The organism is Hymenobacter segetis, from assembly GCF_038448715.1.
Taxonomy (GTDB): domain Bacteria; phylum Bacteroidota; class Bacteroidia; order Cytophagales; family Hymenobacteraceae; genus Hymenobacter; species Hymenobacter segetis.
Genome location: NZ_JBCEVZ010000007.1, coordinates 1 through 18,887, shown reverse-complemented (window position 1 = coordinate 18,887; position 18,887 = coordinate 1). Strand labels below are relative to the sequence as shown.

The 18,887-nt window shown below is 58.0% G+C and carries 19 protein-coding genes; 12 read left to right on the top strand and 7 right to left on the bottom strand.

Annotation, left to right across the window (positions count from 1 at the left end; genetic code table 11):
* Positions 1 to 124 precede the first annotated feature (124 nt).
* The 3 genes from AAFH49_RS04675 (at position 125) to AAFH49_RS04665 (ending at position 4,266) form a co-directional block, all read left to right on the top strand.
* Positions 125 to 1,879, top strand: coding sequence for a L,D-transpeptidase family protein (locus AAFH49_RS04675; RefSeq protein WP_342296341.1), 1,755 nt, complete (start codon positions 125 to 127; stop codon positions 1,877 to 1,879).
* A gap of 337 nt (positions 1,880 to 2,216) precedes the next feature.
* Positions 2,217 to 3,104, top strand: a complete 888-nt coding sequence (locus AAFH49_RS04670; RefSeq protein WP_342296340.1) for a helix-turn-helix domain-containing protein — start codon at positions 2,217 to 2,219, stop codon at positions 3,102 to 3,104.
* A 976-nt stretch (positions 3,105 to 4,080) separates the two neighbouring features.
* The gene (locus tag AAFH49_RS04665) at positions 4,081 to 4,266 is read left to right on the top strand and encodes a hypothetical protein (RefSeq protein ID WP_198068736.1); all 186 of its coding nucleotides are present in this window, start codon (positions 4,081 to 4,083) and stop codon (positions 4,264 to 4,266) included.
* Between the two features lie 122 nt (positions 4,267 to 4,388).
* On the opposite strand, the gene AAFH49_RS04660 is transcribed toward AAFH49_RS04665, so the two are convergent.
* On the bottom strand, positions 4,389 to 4,877 hold the full coding sequence (locus AAFH49_RS04660) for a hypothetical protein (RefSeq protein WP_342296339.1): 489 nt from the start codon (positions 4,875 to 4,877) through the stop codon (positions 4,389 to 4,391).
* 238 nt (positions 4,878 to 5,115) lie between these two features.
* Positions 5,116 to 6,636, bottom strand: a complete 1,521-nt coding sequence (locus AAFH49_RS04655; RefSeq protein ID WP_342296338.1) for a DEAD/DEAH box helicase — start codon at positions 6,634 to 6,636, stop codon at positions 5,116 to 5,118.
* A gap of 299 nt (positions 6,637 to 6,935) precedes the next feature.
* Here AAFH49_RS04655 and AAFH49_RS04650 point away from each other — a divergent pair, with 299 nt between their 5' ends.
* Positions 6,936 to 7,448 (top strand): NUDIX domain-containing protein, encoded by a 513-nt coding sequence (locus AAFH49_RS04650; RefSeq protein WP_342296337.1) that lies wholly within the window; start codon positions 6,936 to 6,938, stop codon positions 7,446 to 7,448.
* Positions 7,449 to 7,502: 54 nt separating this feature from the next.
* Here the strand turns inward: AAFH49_RS04650 and AAFH49_RS04645 are convergent, their stop codons facing one another.
* Together AAFH49_RS04645 and AAFH49_RS04640 are read right to left on the bottom strand one after the other, a co-directional pair.
* The gene (locus AAFH49_RS04645; protein WP_342296336.1) at positions 7,503 to 8,630 is read right to left on the bottom strand and encodes a hypothetical protein; all 1,128 of its coding nucleotides are present in this window, start codon (positions 8,628 to 8,630) and stop codon (positions 7,503 to 7,505) included.
* Positions 8,631 to 8,730: 100 nt separating this feature from the next.
* Positions 8,731 to 9,321 (bottom strand): hypothetical protein, encoded by a 591-nt coding sequence (locus AAFH49_RS04640; protein WP_342296335.1) that lies wholly within the window; start codon positions 9,319 to 9,321, stop codon positions 8,731 to 8,733.
* 228 nt (positions 9,322 to 9,549) lie between these two features.
* Between AAFH49_RS04640 and AAFH49_RS04635 the strand changes: the two genes are divergently transcribed.
* The 4 genes from AAFH49_RS04635 (at position 9,550) to AAFH49_RS04620 (ending at position 13,400) form a co-directional block, all read left to right on the top strand.
* Positions 9,550 to 9,777, top strand: coding sequence for a hypothetical protein (locus tag AAFH49_RS04635; RefSeq protein ID WP_342296334.1), 228 nt, complete (start codon positions 9,550 to 9,552; stop codon positions 9,775 to 9,777).
* Entirely contained in the window at positions 9,774 to 10,697 is a 924-nt protein-coding gene (locus tag AAFH49_RS04630; RefSeq protein ID WP_342296333.1) for a UDP-2,3-diacylglucosamine diphosphatase, read from the top strand. Before AAFH49_RS04635 ends, AAFH49_RS04630 begins: the two co-directional genes overlap by 4 nt.
* Positions 10,698 to 10,851: 154 nt before the next feature.
* Positions 10,852 to 11,904 carry a glycosyltransferase family protein gene (locus AAFH49_RS04625; RefSeq protein WP_342296332.1) on the top strand — a complete coding sequence of 351 codons (1,053 nt, stop codon included), beginning with the start codon at positions 10,852 to 10,854 and terminating at the stop codon, positions 11,902 to 11,904.
* Positions 11,905 to 11,936: 32 nt separating this feature from the next.
* On the top strand, positions 11,937 to 13,400 hold the full coding sequence (locus AAFH49_RS04620; protein WP_342296331.1) for a GH1 family beta-glucosidase: 1,464 nt from the start codon (positions 11,937 to 11,939) through the stop codon (positions 13,398 to 13,400).
* A gap of 89 nt (positions 13,401 to 13,489) precedes the next feature.
* Here AAFH49_RS04620 and AAFH49_RS04615 read toward each other — a convergent pair whose 3' ends face one another.
* Positions 13,490 to 14,119 carry a hypothetical protein gene (locus AAFH49_RS04615; protein ID WP_342296330.1) on the bottom strand — a complete coding sequence of 210 codons (630 nt, stop codon included), beginning with the start codon at positions 14,117 to 14,119 and terminating at the stop codon, positions 13,490 to 13,492.
* Positions 14,120 to 14,168: 49 nt separating this feature from the next.
* Between AAFH49_RS04615 and AAFH49_RS04610 the strand changes: the two genes are divergently transcribed.
* Positions 14,169 to 14,576, top strand: a complete 408-nt coding sequence (locus AAFH49_RS04610; protein ID WP_342296422.1) for a hypothetical protein — start codon at positions 14,169 to 14,171, stop codon at positions 14,574 to 14,576.
* On the opposite strand, the gene AAFH49_RS04605 is transcribed toward AAFH49_RS04610, so the two are convergent.
* Positions 14,512 to 15,549: a DUF4917 family protein gene (locus AAFH49_RS04605; protein ID WP_342296329.1), complete on the bottom strand. Its 1,038-nt coding sequence runs from the start codon at positions 15,547 to 15,549 to the stop codon at positions 14,512 to 14,514. The genes AAFH49_RS04610 and AAFH49_RS04605 overlap by 65 nt on opposite strands.
* Positions 15,550 to 15,818: 269 nt before the next feature.
* Between AAFH49_RS04605 and AAFH49_RS04600 the strand changes: the two genes are divergently transcribed.
* Positions 15,819 to 16,610 (top strand): NIPSNAP family protein, encoded by a 792-nt coding sequence (locus tag AAFH49_RS04600; RefSeq protein WP_342296328.1) that lies wholly within the window; start codon positions 15,819 to 15,821, stop codon positions 16,608 to 16,610.
* Positions 16,611 to 16,646: 36 nt separating this feature from the next.
* On the opposite strand, the gene AAFH49_RS04595 is transcribed toward AAFH49_RS04600, so the two are convergent.
* Positions 16,647 to 17,228, bottom strand: coding sequence for a TMEM175 family protein (locus AAFH49_RS04595; RefSeq protein WP_342296327.1), 582 nt, complete (start codon positions 17,226 to 17,228; stop codon positions 16,647 to 16,649).
* Positions 17,229 to 17,483: 255 nt separating this feature from the next.
* On the opposite strand from AAFH49_RS04595, the gene AAFH49_RS04590 reads away from it, so the two are divergent.
* Entirely contained in the window at positions 17,484 to 18,386 is a 903-nt protein-coding gene (locus tag AAFH49_RS04590; RefSeq protein WP_342296326.1) for a TIGR01777 family oxidoreductase, read from the top strand.
* Between the two features lie 13 nt (positions 18,387 to 18,399).
* Positions 18,400 to 18,887, top strand: a 488-nt coding sequence (locus AAFH49_RS04585) for a GbsR/MarR family transcriptional regulator (RefSeq protein WP_342296325.1), incomplete at its 3' end; no start/stop codon positions are given.

The window sequence follows — 18,887 nt, the reverse complement described above, 5'->3', positions numbered from 1 at the left end:
TAGCGTACTTTGCAACCGGACTGCCTGCGGGCGGCCCGGCGCAACCCTGCCAGCAGCCTGGCAGTACAACGCCCAGCCTTCGGCCACGGCCGAGGCTATTTTTCCGCCCGCTTTTTTTCCTTCAATGACTTTTCTCCTCCGAATTACTTCCCTGCTGTGGCTGCTCCTATTGGCGGCTCTCGGCAGCACTACTCTTGCCTCCTGCGGCTCCTCTGACTCGCAGAACCAGACCGCCGGGCAAACGGCGGCCGACTCTTCGGTGACTAATGTGGCCGGCCCCCAGCCGCTGCTCGATAGCACGGAGGTTATCAAAGCCTTTCAGGCCGAGCCTAAATTCAAGGCTCAGTTACTCCCCGCCCGCCGCTTCTACCGGGAGCGGGGCTTCAAATTAGGCTGGTTTAAGGACCACCAGCCGGTGGCTCGGGTTAAAACCTTACAGGATATTATTGCTAAAGCTGGAAATGAAGGCCTGAATTCTAAAGACTACCAGGTTAAGGATATATCCAAGATGCTGGCCGAGCTGGAGAAGGTGCGTGGCGACTCCGTGCGCCGCAATGCGCTGGAGCGCCAGGTTGATATTGCCCTGACCGGAACGTATATGAAGTGGGCCAACGACTATTACCGGGGCGTGGCCAATCCGCACGATAAAAAGGATACCTCGTGGCTGGTCAAGCCCAATAAAATCAAGCTCAATAAGGCCCTGCTCACCTTCCTGGGTGAGCGTAAAAGCCGCTATAATTACTACGAGTTTGCCCCCCTTCACCCCGAGTACGACCAGCTGAAAAAGGCCCTCGCCACCTACCGCGCTCAGGAGCGCGCCGGCGGCTGGCCCACCCTTCCGGCCACCCTCAACCTGAAGCCCGGAGCCGCCTCGCCGGCTGTGGCCGCCCTGCGCAAGCGTCTGCTCGATAGTGCCGGTGGGGCCGCCGCCAGCACGCCCCCGGCTAACCCCGCCCAGCCCGGAACCCCGGCCGCCGCAGTTCCTGCCGCCCAGGTTTACGACCCCGAACTGGTGCAGGCCGTCAAATTATTTCAGCAGGATGCCGGCCTGAAACCGACCGGCATCGTCAGTGGCGAGACACTGAAGCAACTCAACGTGCCCATTGGCACGCGCATCGACCAGCTCATTCTGAACATGGAGCGCTGGCGCTGGCTGCCCAAAAAGTTTGAAGAAAATTACCTGTTGGTGAACATTCCCGAGTACACGTTGCACGTGATTGAGGGGGGCAAAGAGGCATTCAACATGCGCGTTATCGTGGGTAAAGTGCTGCACGAAACGCCGGTGTTCAGCGACAAAATGGAGTACGTGGTGCTGGCTCCGTATTGGAATGTGCCGTTCAGCATCATCGATAATGAGCTGCGCGATAAACTCGTGGCCAACCCCAACTACCTCGACCGCCTCGATATGGAGGTGGTGAAGGGCTACGGCCGTAAGGCCACCGTCATCGACCCGGCCTCCGTCGACTGGGCCAACGTGACGCAGGCGACGTTCAAATACACGCTGCGCCGCCGCCCCGGACCCAAGAATGACCTCGGCAATGTGAAGTTTATCTTCCCCAACTCGAACGATATTTACCTGCACGACACGCCCCACGACGAGCTGTTTTCGCAGAGCAACCGCAGCTTCAGCCACGGTTGCGTGCGCCTTTCCGAGCCCATCAAACTGGCTACCTACCTACTGCGCGACCGGCCCGAATGGGACCAGGCCACCATCCTGGACTCCATCGCAACCCGCCGCGAAAAGTACATTACCCTCAAAGAAAAGCTGCCCGTGTACCTAGTCTATTTCACGGCCTGGGCCGATGCCGCCGGCCATCCACACTTCCGCGACGACATCTACGGGCTGGATAAAAAGCTCGCCCGCGAGTACTTCGACTAGCCAAAACGCTGGCTCTGCACCCCCTCTGCGTGTGGGGCTGATGATTCAAAAGGCCCGATAACCGAGAGGTTGCCGGGCCTTTTTTCGTGCCGTTGGTTCAGGGGAATAAGCAAAAGCGAGAAGTTAAACCGGGTAGAAATCCCATCCCCTTATTGCATCGTTGCGCTGCGGAAATATTGCCACGAGACAGTGGCCGAGGCCAGTAACGAATTGTGATAATGCGAATCCAAGCGTACCAAGAAGGGCAATATTTACAACATTTGGGCTGATTACATTTGTTTTGGGTGGGGATGTGCCATGGCAAGCCCCATTTGATTTACAGATGTAAATACAGCATGTGACACTGGGCTTATACAATTGTAATCAATGCTTTTTAATTGGCGTTAATGCTCTCCTGATTTCAGGCGCTACATTTGTAACTAAAATCCCGACTATGGTTGAGCGCATCAGAACCCTATTAGAAAGCCGACAGCTTACGCCTACGCAGTTTGCCGATGTTATCGGCGTGGCCCGGCCCATTGTCAGCCACATTTTGTCGGGGCGCAACAAACCTAGCCTGGAAGTTGTCCAGCGCATCTTGGCCGCTATGCCCGATTTGGCCATGCCGTGGCTGCTGAATGGTACCGGGCCAATGTTGGCCGGCACCAGTGCTGCGGCAATCCTTTCCGTGCCATCGGAGGCTACAGCTATACCCGTTACGCCGGTTGCGGCAGCTGCACCAGTATCAGTTGAGGCTGCTGAGAACCGCCCAATTGTTATGGAAACGGCCGTGGAGGCCCCACCGGCACCTGTGCACGGTAATGAACATATTGAACAAGAGCCTGTTCGGTATGATATGCCCAAGGCGGTCCCACTACGAACCAGCATACCTGCTCCAGGTCGTACCCGGGTTATGCCCAAGCGCTTTGTAGCGAATGCAGCACCGATGGATGCGTTACCTCAACTTCCGGACAGCCTCCAAGCTCCAACCCAGCGCTTGGCAGTGACGAGCGAACAGGCCCCGGCAGCAGTTCCAGTTCAGGATACTACACCCAGCCCGCCTATTCCCACGCCCACCCCTACGGCAGACGTGTCTGATGCGGCAGCTACGCTTCAGCTGGTGCCGGCCAATGAAACGACTGGTGCAACTTTGGCTTCCGCTCTATTTGCTGGAGGCGACAAGCCCATCCGTCGGATTGTGATTTTCTATCGCGACGGTTCCTTTGCCGATTATCAACCCGAGTAGGTTGCGACTCCAATAGAAGTGCCGTTTTCCATTGCTGCAATCTCATTGCAGATGGTTGCTACCTGACCATGGCCAGGCGCGAGGACAGAATCTGCCAAGCTTAATTCGGCGTATATAATGCGTGTATACGCCAGTAAAACAGCGTCACGCAGGGTGCTTAGCAGGGCATTCCCTAGTACTTTATTTGGCCTTGCCATATTGGACGCTGCTATTGAAGCCCAAGTGATATTCAGGTTTTGAGCCTCCCTGCCTTAATTGGAGGTTAGGTCACTTCTGCAGCCATTGTTCAATTTGTCATGCGCTTGGGCTTCGCGCTTGGGTGCCCTCGTTGGTAGGGTTGTAATGAACTTAATGCTCTTGGAAACGGCAATATTTAATTGTATTGACTGCTAACTTTTGTAGGGCCAATTTTAACTGATTTGCTTTAATGTTTTTTATTTTCATAATATATTGTATTTCACCGAATTAAATTAAGCTAACGAAAGCAATGGTTTGATGGATTGAGTGGTGTGATGTAGAAGCTGGGTAGGGAATTATCGACTTTATAATCCCAGCTATTTGAGCAGTCGGACAGCAGATGTTACACCGGGTAGCTGCATGGTGCTGCTAATGAATTTGACATGGTGGCTAAAATAACCAACATGGTTGAGTACAATGTCAGGTTGATTGCAAACTAACGTGTGCTAACATAGTGAGACGGATTGTTGGAGCATGGGTTAGCTGCTGTAGGGCAGAATGGGAGTAGCGCCAACTGCTTTTGGATAGCTGAAAGCTGTGCCAGACGTAGTGGGTAAAGTATCCGTTGCGTTTGGGCAGGTAAGCAGGGGTGTTGTCAATTGTAAATGAAGGGTAGCTTGTTTTCTGCTCCCAAAGCATAGCCGGCAATAGTGCGCAAGAGCGGCCCGAAATACATAGGTTGTGCGGATGCCCTGCTGGTCGGGTTGTTCGTTTGGCGACCGTGGGCTACCTTCGTGGCATGAAACTGACCCGCACGAATCTTTGGTTGGCCGCCGCAACGGCCATGCTCCTGACGGCCTCTTGTGCCCAGGCCCCCGATGCCGCCGAGGCTGAGAAAGACCCTTCCGCTGACGCCGCTTACAAGCGTGCCCACCGTGCCGAAGGCTACCGCGAAGCCCAGCGTTCCAACGTGACCCGCAACTAAGGCCAGCGGTTGGCTAAGCCGCCGACCGTCCTGAAAAATAAAAAAGCCCCTGCCAAAAATTTGGCGGGGGCTTTTTCTGTGTCATCAGTTTTGGCCGTCATGGGCCAGGCAACTTGAAAGGCTTAGCGAGCGGCGGCCATTACCGGCGTGGGTACGGGCGCGGCGTCGAAGTTCGGCAGGCTGATACCGGCCAGCAGGTCGCGCTCCAGCAGGTCGGCCCAGGTGCTGAGGTAGAGCACCACGTCGTCGCGCTGGTTGTGGCGAAGGCTGTCGCGCCGCTCGAACGGGATAGCGGCCCGAATGGTGGGGTCGGAGATGCGCTCGAGGTGGGTGAGGTCGCGGCGCGAGAAGCCGAGGGCCAGCATTTCGTCGATGGTCTGGTCGATGGGCAGGCCGCTGGTGGGGCAATAGTCGGTAATCTGGCGCTCCCAGTCGCCGTAGCGCTGCATGGCGCGGGCATGGATTTCGGCTTTAGTGAGGCGCGTGACGGTTTGGGCGAGGTGGCCGCAGTTGCAGCTGCCCATGTGGCCCCACTGGTAGGGTGCTTGGGTGGCGAGGCGCTGGGCCGTATCGCGCAGGGCCTGAATGACGGGAAGCGTGGGCTGAGCCATATTAACGGAGGAATTATTCGCGGAAAAAGCAAGTAATCAGCCATAAAAAGCAGAAGGACCCGGAAAAAGTTTTCCGGGTCCTTCTGCTTTGTGTTGAATCTATTCGTCCGTAAAAAAGAACGTCATGCTGAGCGCAGTCGAAGCATCTCTACCGTGTAACTAATCCTGTCGATTGGATTACTCTTGCGGTAGAGATGCTTCGGCTGCGCTCAGCATGACACCCTAATAAAGACGTTGCTTAGAACGAGCCGCGGCGCGTGCCACCGGCATCGCCCCGGCGACGGCCGCCCAGGTCACCACCTTCGCGGTTGCCGCCCACATTCACGCGGGCCCCGCCGCTGCCGAAGCGACGAGCGGTATCGGACTGACCACTGCTGGCAGGTGCGGCCGGACGGCTGCGCTCGCCGCTGGGACGGCCACCGCCGGTGCGCTCGCCACTAGGACGCTCGCCGCTGGTACGGCCGCCACCCGAGCGCCCGCCGCCCTGGCCACCGCCGGAACGACCGCCGCCGCCATTACCGCCCTCGCGGGGGCCGGAGCGGGCCGGGCGACCAGCCGGACCCTTGGGCCGGATGATGCGCTCGTTGCCGTGCAGCATTACGGGTTTGATGCGGCCCGACACGAAGGGATGCTCAGCTTCCACGTCAATCTGACGGCTGATGAGCTTCTGGATATCCTGGAGGTAAGCGCGCTCCTCATCTTCCACGAAGGAGAAGGCGGTGCCAAAAGCGCCGGCTCGGCCGGTGCGGCCGATGCGGTGCACGTAGGTTTCGGGCTCGTTGGGGATTTCGTAGTTGATGACGTGGGTCAGTTCGTCCACATCGATGCCGCGGGCGGCGATGTCGGTGGCCACCAGCACGCGGGTGCTGCCGGCTTTGAAATTCGACAGGGCGCGCTGGCGGTGGTTCTGGCTTTTGTTGCCGTGAATGGCTTCGGCCTGTATTTGATTCGCGGCGAGGGCTTTCACAACCTTATCAGCTCCGTGCTTGGTGCGGGTGAAGACGAGGACACGCTTGATGCCTTTGTCCTCCAGAATGTGGCGGAGCAGGGCGGGCTTGTCGTTGTTTTCAACCAGGTATACCGATTGGGTAACGGTGTCGGCGGTGCTGCTGACGGGCGTTACGGCCACGCGCACGGGGTTGGGGCGTAGGATGGTGCTGGCGAGCTCCTGAATCTGGCCGGGCATGGTGGCCGAGAAAAATAGGGTCTGGCGCTTGGTGGGCAGCTTGGGCAGGATGCGCTTGATGTCGTTGATGAAGCCCATGTCGAGCATGCGGTCGGCTTCATCAAGCACGAAAACTTCTACCTGACGCAGGTCCACGAAGCCCTGATTCATGAGGTCGAGCAGGCGGCCGGGAGTGGCGATGAGCACTTCTACGCCGCGCTTGAGGGCCTGTACCTGCGGGTGCTGGCCCACGCCACCGAAAATAACGGTGTGGCGAATCTGGCTAAGATGGCGGCCGTAGGCACCGAAGCTTTCGTTGATTTGGATGGCCAGCTCGCGGGTTGGCGTGAGCACGAGGCAGCGAATGGCGCGCGGGGCGTGGTTAGCAACCTGCGCCGTGCGGTGCAGCACTTGCAGGATGGGCACGGTAAAGGCGGCCGTTTTGCCGGTGCCGGTCTGGGCCACGCCGAGGAGGTCTTTGCCTTCCAGAACGTGGGGAATGGCCTGCTCCTGGATGGGAGTAGGGGTAGTGTAGCCTTCTTCTTTGAGGGCTTTGAGAATGGGGTCAATCAGATTTAAATCGTCAAACGTCATAGGTTGGCTTTAGTACTGGGTACTTGGGTATCGTGTTGGCAGACAGTGGTCCGCGCAATAAGTGGTTGGGCCTGCGCCGTAGCATAGGCGGGCATGTCCACGCCGGACGAGGCCAGGCGTGGGCGGGGTTGATGGCTCGTCGGAGGCCGTCAGATTCCCTGAATGAAGAGGAATTGGGGTGAGGTGCGCTTACTTCGCGGAGACAGCCGAGGCGCGGGGCTTTGCCCGACGCAGCCGGGCAGCGGGCTGCTCCGACGGCGGCCCTGGTGACAACAAAGGTACAACACACAAATCCGACGATGCAGATTATCGAGCGCACCCGGGTCTTCAATGGCCACTACAAAGTCAACCAGCTAATCGTTCAGGACGGCGAGCACCAGCTCCGGCGCGAGCAGTTCGCGCCCGGCAAAGCTGTAGCCGCGCTAGTCTACGACACGGCCCGGCAGGTGTACGTGCTCACCCGCCAGTTCCGCATCGGCCCGGAAGCGGAGATTCTGGAAATCGCCGCCGGCATGATTGATGGCGACGAAGCGCCCGAAACGGCCGTGCGCCGCGAGATTCACGAGGAACTGGGCTACGAGGTAGATAAGCTGGAGGAAATTGTGTGCATCTGGCCCTCGCCGGGCACCAGCTCCGAGGAAATCACCGTGTACCACGCCGAAGTGAGCCACCGCACCGGAGAAGGTGGTGGGCTGGCCGAGGAGCACGAGAACATCGAAATGGTGGAGCTGAGATGGGAAGCGCTGGTAGCGGAGCCGCTGCGGGATGCGAAGACGGTGATTGCCGTGCAGTGGGTGCGGCTGCGGAAATAGGTGTTCCGAATATTCGTACGGCTGAGTTCCTTGGGGCAAATAAGCTGAAATTAACTATTGGCTTTTGGAAGGCCTTTGCCAGGGCGTCATCGTCTCGGCATTCAATAAAAGTGCCTCGGCCAACGGGCTGACGGATAAATCAACGAAGCGGACGCCGTAGGATATTTCCTGTGGCGTCTCCACCTCGCGGCTGCCGAAGCTGATGACGCGGCGAAGTCGCTGGGCATTGCGCCAGTCGCGAAGGGCTACGGCGTTGCCGAAGGCGAAAGCATTGGCCGGGATGCTGTAGCCCAAAATCAGCGGGCCGCTGTCGACATCGCCCTCGCTGGTTTCGTATTTGCCAGCCCGCTCGTGGTAGAGGCGGATGACGCCGAAGTTGGTGCTGAAGTGCTGCTGGTAACGTTGGTATTGCTCGGCGGCGTAGGCGGGGGCGAAGCGGTAGAGGAAGAAGATGCTCCAGCCCAAGTGAGAGCCGCGCGGCTCTTCGGCCGCCTGGTGGCGGGTGGCCGGCTTGGAGAGCAGCAGCCCAGTGGTAGGGTCGGAAAGATGCTGACGGGCGTAGGTTACCCACTGCTGGCAGAAGGCGCGATAGCGACTGCCCGTCAGGTCGCTATGGAGTTGCAGTGAGGCCAGAGCTACGGTATTGTCGGGCACCCATACTCCGCCGGGATACGATTCGAGGCAGTGGTTGGGCGCGCTAACGAGCCGGCGGTGCAGGCTGGCAGAAAGAGAGTCGTGTAACGTTTTATAAGGAGAATTAGGGTCGAGCAGGCGGTGGCAGCCCAGCATCAGGTTGAGGTGGCCCAGGTAGAGCACAGAGGTTACCGAATCAGCTGCGACGGTGGCAGCTGAGTTGCGGAATGCCTGGGCGATATTGCCAGCCAGCATTTTGCCAATAGCCAGCTGGGTGTATTGTGCGGCTTCGCGGCGAAAGCTGCTGTCCAGTTGCGCCATATTTGTGAACGCATACGCTGAATAAGACATCGAGAACAGCGACCATTCCGCATTGCCCAGCGCATTTAATTCGGCCGCTTCGCCCTCGGGTGCCTGGATAATACGCTCCAGATAATGGGCTTTTTGACGCAGTTCGGTCGGGGCCGGGTATTGGTAAGCCGGCCGACTGGACATAATAACTACTCCCAGCAGCAACACAATGAAAACGAGGGCTGCTTTGCGCTTCATGCTGATTCGACTGGTAAGCGGAGTATGAGGAAATAAAAAAACAGGGCGACATCCGCCGCCGCGAATGTCGCCCCATCGAAGCGAAAAGAAGATATTGCGGCTACTGCGCCGCCGGCAGTTCCAGCGTGTAATCAAACGTCTGGTAGAGCTTCGCGTCGCGGATGCTGACGTTCAGCTCCTGCGGGTCCATTTTGGGGAAGGGGATGACGGCTTTGCCTTGGTAGAGGTCGCGGCCGAAGAAGCGGCCGGTGGCGGGGGCCAGGGTTTGGGTGAAGACCTCCTTGCCGGCTTTGTCGGTGGCGGTGAGGGTGAGGTTGGACATTTCCACGCCTTTGGGGCCCTGGCGGTGCACGATGACCACCAGCGCGCCGCCGGCCGGAATGGCGGCCACGCGGCGCTGGTAGGTGGTATCGGCCCAGTCGTGCAGCTTTTTGAGGGCCGTGAGCTCGGTGAGCATGTCGGAGTAGGAGCGGTAGCCGAGGCGGGTGAAGGAGCCGTCGACATCCTGCTCATCCTCGGTGTTTTTGGTTACATTCTTCACGTAAGGCGACTCTTCGTCTTTCTGGGCGAAGGTGTAGCGCTTGCGGCCTTTGGCGGCTTTGCCGGTGGGCTGGGCCAGGGCGGCTCCGGCGCACAGCAGGAGCAGGGCCACAACGAAGAAATGACGGGCCAGACGGGGTAGAAACTGCATAATAAGCGGTAAAATGAGGAACGAAATAAGGTGAGGCTAACCAACCGATAATTGGGGGAACAAAGAAACGGAAACCCGGCCGAAATCTGGCAAAATGCGGACGGGGCAGAATTGGACTGCGCAATTATTGCCAAGCGTGATTTAACCTTAATGCGGCCGTAATCAAGACTTAATAGAAGAAGTGGACCTTTGAAAGCAGGATTTTCACTGGTTATAACCATTCCTGCTATGTACTTCCCGGCATTGATTTCGGGGCTGCGCCGTTTGGGGCGATGGCTCGTGTACGAGTTGTTTCAACTGGCCTTGTGGGTGGCGTATGCGCTGCACACGCTGGGCAGCCTGCGCTCGGCCCTAGGGGGCGAGTTTGGCCGGCGCACGGCGGGGCCGGCCATCCGGCCGCGCCGCTCGGTGGGGCCGGCGCGTGGAGGACGTTTCACCCAGTCGGCTGCCGCATGAGCGTAGCAACTGTTTTGGTGCCCGAAAACCCGCCGGTTGTTCCCGCCCGCCCCGCCGCCCGCCGCAAGCGCCGGGTGCAGGTGGCCGTCATATCCGATGTGCATTTGGGCACGTATGGCTGCCACGCCACCGAACTGCTACGCTACCTCAAGAGCATCCGGCCGCAGGTGCTGGTGCTTAATGGCGACATTGTGGACATCTGGCAGTTTAGCAAAAACTACTGGCCGCCGGCCCACATGCGCGTGGTGCGCTACCTGGCCGGCCTGGCTGCCAAGGGCGTCAAAATCCATTACCTGACCGGCAACCACGACGAGCTGCTGCGCAAATTCGCCGGTCTGAAGCTGGGCAATTTCCGCCTCGATAACAAGCTGGTGCTTGACCTGCCCCACGGCCGCACCTGGCTGTTTCACGGCGACGTGTTCGACGTGACCATGCGGCACTCGCGCTGGCTGGCCAAGCTCGGCGGCCACGGCTACGATTTATTGATTTTGATAAATCGTTTCGTGAATTACCTACTGGCAAAGCTGGGCCGCCCCCGCGTGGCCCTGAGCAAGCTGGTGAAGGAACGGGTGAAATCGGCCGTATCGGCGGTGAGCAACTTCGAGGAAACAGCCGCCGCCATCGCCGCCGATGAAGGCTACCGCTACGTGGCCTGCGGGCACATTCACCAGCCCGAAATCAAGACCCTGCATACCGAAAAAGGGGAGGTGATTTACCTGAATTCCGGCGATTGGGTGGAGAACCTGACGGCGCTGGAGTACACGGCCGAGGCCGGCTGGCAGCTCTATTATTATAATAACGACCCGGCCATGCAACAGGCTGTGGAAACGGAAGCAGCAGACGCCGCCGAGGAGCTGGCCGATGCCAACCCGGCGCAGCTGCTGGAAGGATTGTTGGCCGAGTTTAAGATTAAGGCGTAAACGACGCAGTTGCGTTGAACAACAATAAAGAACGTCATGCTGAGCGCAGCCGAAGCATCTCTACCACGACAGTAATCAATGGCATTGCAACGAAGTGGTAGAGATGCTTCGGCTACGCTCAGCATGACCGGCCAGAATTTAGAATCAATAATAAATGTCCCGAATTCTCTACGCCATCCAGGGCACCGGCAATGGCCACCTCAGCCGCGCCCTCGATGTGGTGCCACTGCTGCAAAGCCGCTGCGAGCAGCTTGATGTGTTGGTGAGCGGCCCGCCCGCCGATTTGCCGCTGCCTTTTGACGTGAAATACAAGGCGCAGGGCATGGGCTTCATGTTCGGCAAAAAGGGCGGCATCAACTTCGTGAAGACCTTCGCGCAGTTCAACTCGGTGAAGTTTCTGCACGAGGTGCGGCACCTGCCGGTGGAAGAATATGATTTGGTTATCAGTGACTTTGAGCCGGTGAGCAGCTGGGCTTGCAAAATGCGGCATGTGCCCTGCATTGCCCTCAGCCACCAGAGCGCCGTGCTGCACCCCGCCGCCCCGCGCCCCGACCGCGAAGACCCGGCCGGCCGCGCCGTGCTGAAGCACTACGCGCCGAGTACGGACCAGTACGGCTTCCATTTTCAGCGCTATGCACCGGAGATTTCCACGCCCGTTATCCGCCAGCAGGTGCGCGAGCTGAGCCCGACCAATGAGGGCCATTACACGGTGTACCTACCGGCCTACGAAGAAGAAATTCTGGTGGAGCGGCTGCAGCACCTGAGCCGTAGCATCCGGTGGGAGGTATTTAGCAAGCACAGCCACGAACCCGCCGAGTACGGCAACGTGCGGGTGTGGCCCGTGAGCGGCCCGGCCTTTCTCGACAGTCTGGCCCGCTCGGCCGGCGTGCTGTGCGGCGCGGGCTTTGAAACCCCCGCCGAAGCGCTCTACCTGGGCAAAAAGCTGTTGGTGATGCCCATGAAGCAGCAATATGAGCAGCAGTGCAACGCCGCCGCGCTGGAAAAATTGGGCGTGCCCGTCATCAAAAGCTTCAAGGACAAAAACCTGGATAAGGTGGACCAGTGGCTGAATCAGGACCAGGTGATTGCCGTTGACTACCCCGACCAGACGGCCGCCGTAATTGACCAGTTGCTGCGGGAGCAATTGCCGGGCAATGGTGTTGGGCCGGTACACCATAAGAAAGCGCGTCACGCGTGGCGTGATTAATTCCATCCATTTGATTCCTCCGCGCCCCGCGCATGATAAAGCTTCCCCCCAGCTATTCGGAGCCGCTACCGGCGGCCTTCTATCCGGCCTCGGCCCCGCTGCCGTTTTCAAGGGCCGATTTCGGGCCCGATTTTCAGTGGGGAGCCTCAGCAGCCGCTTACCAGACCGAGGGTGCCTGGCAGCACCAGGGCAAAGGTCCCAGCATCTGGGATGATTTTACGCGCCGCAAGGGGACCATCCGGCGCAACGAGCACGGGCGCGTGGCCGCCGATTTCTACAACCGCTACGAAACCGACCTGGACCTGGCCAGCAGCCTGGGCCTGACGGATTTTCGCTTCTCCGCCGCCTGGCCCCGGGTGCTGCCCGAAGGCATCGGGGCCGTGAACCGCCGCGGCCTCGACTACTACGACCGGCTGGTGGATGCCTGCCTGGAGCGTGACCTGCGGCCCATGCTCACGCTCTATCACTGGGATTTGCCCAGCGCCCTGCAAGCGCGCGGCGGCTGGGCCAACCGCGACATTGTGAACTGGTTTTCGGACTACGCCCAAATCATGGCCCGCCGCCTCGGCGACCGGGTGCCGAACTGGTGCGTGCTGAACGAGCCCATGGTATTTGTGGGGGCGGGCCACTTGCTAGGCATTCATGCGCCCGGAAGGCGGCACTTGGGGGCTTTCCTGGCGGCGGCCCACCATGCCACGCTGGCCCAGGCCGAGGGGGGGCGGGCGTTGCGCGCTGCGCTGCCCGACACAGCCCAAATCGGCACTACGTTTTCGTGTTCGCACCTCACGCCGCACCGCCCCGGCAATGCTTACGACGAAGCCGCCAACCGCCGCGCCGATGCCCTGCTGAACCGCTTTTTCGTGGAGCCCACCCTCGGCCTGGGATACCCGGTGGCCGAGCTGCCGGCCCTGCGCTGGCTGCTGGAACGCTACCAAAAGCCCGGCGACGAGCAGCGCATGGCCTTTGATTTCGACTTCTGGGGCATCCAGAATTATACCCGCGAGGTGGTAAAATTCTCGCCCTGGCTGCCCCTGCAATGGGCCGCACTGGTGCCCGCCAAGCAGCGCGGCGTGCCCTATACCGACATGGGCTGGGAGGTGTATCCAGAGTCGATTTACCAAATGTTGAAACAGTTTGCCGCTTATCCAAATGCGCCAACGCTGCTCGTAACTGAAAGTGGTTCAGCGTTTCCGGACGTGGCAATGGATGGCCGGGTGCACGATGCTGCCCGCCGGGCTTACCTGCAGGCAGCCATCGGCCAAGTGCTGCGCGCCCAGCGCGAGGGCATGGATGTGAGCGGTTACTTCGCCTGGAGCCTGACCGATAACTTCGAGTGGGCCGAGGGGTACGGCCCGCGCTTCGGCCTCATTCACGTTGATTATGAAACGCAGGAGCGGATTGTGAAGGACTCGGGGCGCTGGTACCAGGAGTTTTTGGGCGGCGCAGCGGTGGCCGGTACTGCAGATGCCACAATGCGCGCCGGAACGATGCGGTAGTTAGGCGCCGAGACGCGACCCTTCGCGTCTCGGCGTTGAACGAGTACCGTCAGTATGGCGCGAACAACGAGACGTGAAGGGGCGCGTCTCTACAGCAGCATATCGCGGCAGCTCATAAAATGCTCAATCAGCTGCTCCGGCTGTTGCTCATCAAATTCCCCAAAACCCAGCACGAAGGCCGGCGCGGGCTGCACGAAATGGATGGCCTCGTTCACAGCTTTTAAATAGGGGCTGATGCGGTTTTTGTCGCCTCCGGCGGCGGCAAACTCCTTGTCCCAGCGCAATAATTCCGGGTCTTTGCGCACCAGAAACGGAATAACGAAGGGGACGAAGCGGCCAAAAATTGGGTTTTCGTCGGTGGTTAGGCGGGTGTCGGACCAGACGTGGTATTCGGCGAACGAAGCCGGTGGCACCACTACAAATTGTGCTTTTTCCAGCGTCATTTCGGCAAACATTTCGAGTCGATTGGGCTGCGCGTAGAACTGCGCATAGGCCGCGTACCACACCGAGATGCCACCCGGACCCACCAGTTGATAAGGGTGGAACGAGCTGGCGATACCCAAGCCGCCGTGGTTGCCGATGACGAGGCTGTACAGTTCGCCAAACTTCGTTAAGTCAGGCGATTGCTGATAGGGATGGTTGGTGAGGCCGTAGAGATAAAAGCAGGCAAAATCGGCGAGGGATGGACCGATGGGAGCGGCGGGAGCGGTGTCGGGCACGAGCAGGCGGAGCAGGAAAAAGGAGTGGAGCCGGTCGTAAACCGGCCTAATCAACCGCAAACCTACTTCTCCTTCGCCAACCCGGCCCTGCATCGGACGTGGCCATGGTACATTCGGCCTCCCGAATTTCTACACTGCCCTCAAGTGCCGGGGCCGCGAGTGCCTACGCATCATCTACGGCCCCGACTACCTGCTGCCCGGCCACCTCGACCGCCTCCGCCAGCGCAACGTGAAGGCCAAGAGCAACCTCGCCCTGCGCGAGTTCGCCCTCGGCGTCGAGGGCGAACTCGCTTCGTGGCCGGCCAGCCCCTGCGCCGCGTACATCAGTGAGTCTTCGGCGTGCTATCGCTGGAAAACGCGGAGGTGGACCCACGGCTGTAGGACTCAAATTATTAGAAAGGCCTTAAACTTGGAAATAAACTCTCAGAATCATACACAGCTACATCCTTCTTCGTGAATAAATTACGAAAGAATGAGCTTTCTTGCTCTAATTGCTCAAGACTCTTGTTTCCTTTATAAATGCTGATTGCGACTTGGTTTACCTTGCTTTTGTTCACAAAGTCAAGAATGTGTTTGTCAGAGTCGCCGAATGAGAAGCCGTAAAAGACCAAGTTTCTACCTGAGTTCTGGAGTTTGCTGGCGCAAAAGCTTAAATAAGCATTGTTATTAATAGTGCGCAGTTTGTCATCAGCATAGCCTTCGGCGACAAAAATAGGAAAATTATTGTTTTCTATTTCTCTTCTAATCAGGTGAATATATTCAATACGTGCTTCCTCTAATCTGCGGAGTTTGTACGTAGAGCGCTGATTATCGAAAATATATAGAAATAGTGACCCGTGTAAATAGTACACACTTCGAGGATTGCTGTAGGGGATAACGCTGGAAAATTTGAGTTGAGTCGGGCTTGCTTTCTCATAGAAATAGTCTTGAAATGGCGCTTCTAACTTTTGGTATTGATACTCTGAAATAACCTGTAAAATACTTTTGTAAAGAAATACGTCATAATTAGTGGTAAAAATATCTCTAAAATCAAGTAGTTCATATCCAGGCTTCAATAATTGTGGGTAATGTATTTCGCTGTGAGTTGGGTGGTTGTCCTGGACGGTCTTAATCAACCCACTTCTGAGTGCGTCTCTTAGTTTTTCAATCTTATTGCTGGAAATGCCTAGAATGTTATTGATTGTTTCTGTATTATTCAAATTCTGCATAACCAGCTCAAAATTGAATGTTTTGAAGCTGTTGAAAATCTTAAGTAATTCAGGGTTTGTAGTAACTTTGAATTTCTCAAATAAAGATTTGTAAGAAAGTCGTTTGCAAAGAGAAATAGAAAATCCATTTCCCAAGAACAAGTTAGCGTCTTGGAAGCCATCTACAATTGACTCCCATTGGAATACACCAATGTCATTGAGTTCTTTTTCTGTGTGGCTCATAAGGATTACTGGTGTTTTTAAAATGGGATTTGAAATTCGAAGTATAATTAATGAAATTATGCCACTCCAGCGCCCAAGCTACTCCCGCATCTCCCGTCAAGTCCGCGAAGCGGCCGCCGCTACCCAGCGTGTTTCCCTTGGGCTTTAGCCACCAGCGTGCGCTTAATGCGCCGGTCGGGGAAACAGCAGCGCCCGTTTAGGAGTTAGGCAGCAGTTGCGGCACCTACCACGTACTTGTGGCTAAGCATTTAAGCTGACCTTGCCTATCCATGAAAAAACGACTTATCCTTCCGCTCATCGTTACCTGTCTGGGCTTTTTGCTGACCAGCGCCGCCATTGCCCCAACCACTTCCACCGAGCGCCCAACGTATTTTGCGCTGAAGGTATATCACTTAAAAACTGCTCGGCAGGAAGGCCTGATTGACAGTTTTCTGCAGCGGCAATACCTGCCGACTATGCACGCGGCGGGCATTGCTACCATTGGGGTGTTCAAGCCCATCGGCAACGACACGGCCGCCGATAGGCGCGTGTATGTATTCACGCCATTTACTTCCCTGAAACAGTGGGAGAAAGTCGATAAAGAAACGACTGCCAAGCTGCTGGCCGCGGGTGGCACCTACGTCAATGCCGCCTACAACGACCCGGCCTACACCCGGCACGAAACCATGCTCATTCGCGCTTTTGATGAGATGACTGGCTTGACTGCCCCCCGGTTCGAAGCTCCTAAAAATGAGCGGGTGTACGAGCTGCGCAGCTACGAAGGCGCTAGCGAAAAGCTGTTCCGCAACAAAGTTCAGATGTTCAATGCCGGCAAAGAAATCAGGCTGTTTGACCGGCTGGGATTCAATGGCATTTTCTACGGCGAAGTAGTCTTCGGTGCCAAAATGCCCAATCTCATGTACATGACGTCCTTCGCGAACATGCCGGCGCGGGAAGCACACTGGAAAGCCTTTGGCAGCGACCCCGAATGGAAAAAACTATCCGCCCTGCCCGAGTATCAGCATAACGTGTCCCACATCGACATCACATTCCTGCGGCCAACTGATTATTCGGGGCTCTAAAACGAGGTGATAATAGGGGCACGGCTCTACAGTCGTTCAGGCTTTATCCACCAGCGTGCGCTCGATGCGCCGGTCGGGGATGAGCCACATCAGCGCCACGGCTACGTAGATGCCGCCCGCCAGCCACGGTTGCCAGAAGCTGGCCGCAATGCCCGCCAGGTAAAGCGGGGGCGACGACAGGCCCTTGAAGTCGCGCCCAATGGCGCGGGCCAGCGTCGAATCCGGGCCTTCGATGGCGATAATGCAGTTTTGGAGCACGAAATAGGCCACGCCGGCCATGAGCAGTATCACGCCATACACGGCCAGCGTGGCGGGGGCGAAGTGGTTTTCGCCCATCCAGCCCGTGGCGAAGGGCACCAGCGACAGCCAGAACAGCAGGTGCAGATTGGCCCACAGCACGCCGCCGGAAACCTTGCTCGTGCCGGCCAGCATCATGTGGTGATTGTTCCAGTAGATGCCGATGTAGATGAAGCTCAGCACGTAGCTGAGAACCACGGGCAGCAGCGGGCGCAGGGCCGCGAAATCGGCCCCGTGCGGCACCTTGATTTCCAGCACCATGATGGTGAGGATGATGGCCAGCACGCCATCGCTGAAAGCTTCGAGTCGTCCTTTGTGCATGCGGGAGGGGCGGCGGACTGCCGGGGAGCAAGGGGTGAGGCGCTAAAGTAGCGCCGTGCGGCGGCTCCTGCTACTTTCGAAATGCTCAACCCGTCATGCTCACTGGCATCCCGACACAGGAATAAAAACAATGTATCACAAGTTTCAATAATTATTGAAACTTGTGATACATTTGCTTCGCCCAACAGGGACGTCCCGGAACCAACCGGATGGCGGGTCCCCAACACAGGGCAGGAGCGTATGCAACAGCCAAAAATGGTAATCGTCGGGGGCAATGGGTTTCTGGGAAACCACTTGCGCCAGCACTTTCAGCAGTTGGGATACCGGGTGGTCATCATCAGCCGAAATCTGCATACCGGGCCGGATAGTGTGCAATGGGATGCTCGCACGCTGGGCCCGTGGGCCGCCGAGCTGGAAGGGGCCGCCGTGTTGATGAACATGGCCGGCCGCACAGTGGATTGCCGCTACTCCGAAGCCAATAAGCGCGAAATCATCGCCAGTAGGGTAGAAAGTACGCGGGTGCTGGGCGAGGCCGTGGCCGCCTGTGCCGTACCCCCCAACGTTTGGCTCAATTCCTCCACGGCCACAATTTATGCCGATACCGAAGGCGACAAACCAGCCAATACTGAGGCTGCGGGCGTTATCGGCACGGGCTTTTCGGTGGAAGTAGCCAGGTCCTGGGAAGCGGCATTCGACGCGTGCTTTGCGCCGGCCACGCGCAAGGTAGCCTTGCGCACTTCCATTGTGCTGGGGCGGGATGGTGGTGCCTTCCCGGTGATGGCGAAGCTGGCCCGGCTGGGCTTGTGCACGCCCCAGGGCACCGGGCGACAGTGGGTGAGCTGGCTGCACATTACGGATTTCTGCCGCGCTGTGGAGTTTCTGATTTCGCAAACTGAGGAAGCCGGTGCGTTCAACGTATGCGCGCCCAACCCCTTGCCAAACCGGGAATTCAATGCCTTGCTGGGCCGGCAGCTGCGGCCGTTGTTGCGCCTGCCGCAGCCGAAATGGCTGCTGGAAATTGGTGCATTCTTCCTGCGTACTGAAACCGAACTGATTCTCAAAAGCCGCAAAGTATATCCGCAGCGGCTGCTGGAGTTGGGCTTTGAGTTTCGGTATCCCACTTGCGGGCAGGCTATTACGGACTTACTTGCCAGCTAACCTGATTTCAACAATGCAACCAACCGATAATTCTCCCGCACTCACCCTGGCCGAGGCCAAAGCCCAATTCATTCATACCTGGGGTGTATCGGGCGCGAGCTGGGGCGTGAGCAAAACCCTGGCGCAGGTGCACGCCCTGCTGCTGGTGAGCCCTGCCGCCCTGAGTACCGAAGACCTGATGGAGCAACTCACCATCTCGCGCGGCAATGCCAGCATGACGGTGCGCGAGCTACTCGACTGGGGGCTGATTTACAAAGAGCTGCGCCCGGGCGAACGCCGCGAATACTTCATCGCCGAGAAGGATATGCTGCAAGTCACGCGCTGCATCATCCGGGCCCGCAAGCGGCGCGAACTCGACCAGATGAAGCGCAGCCTCGACCAGTTGGCCGCCCTTCCCGGCGATGCGGCCGATGCCGACTACCGTGCTTTCCACAGCGCGCTAACTGACATTCAGCAGCTGGCCACGGTGTCGGATAAATTGCTCACGCGCCTCATGCAGGC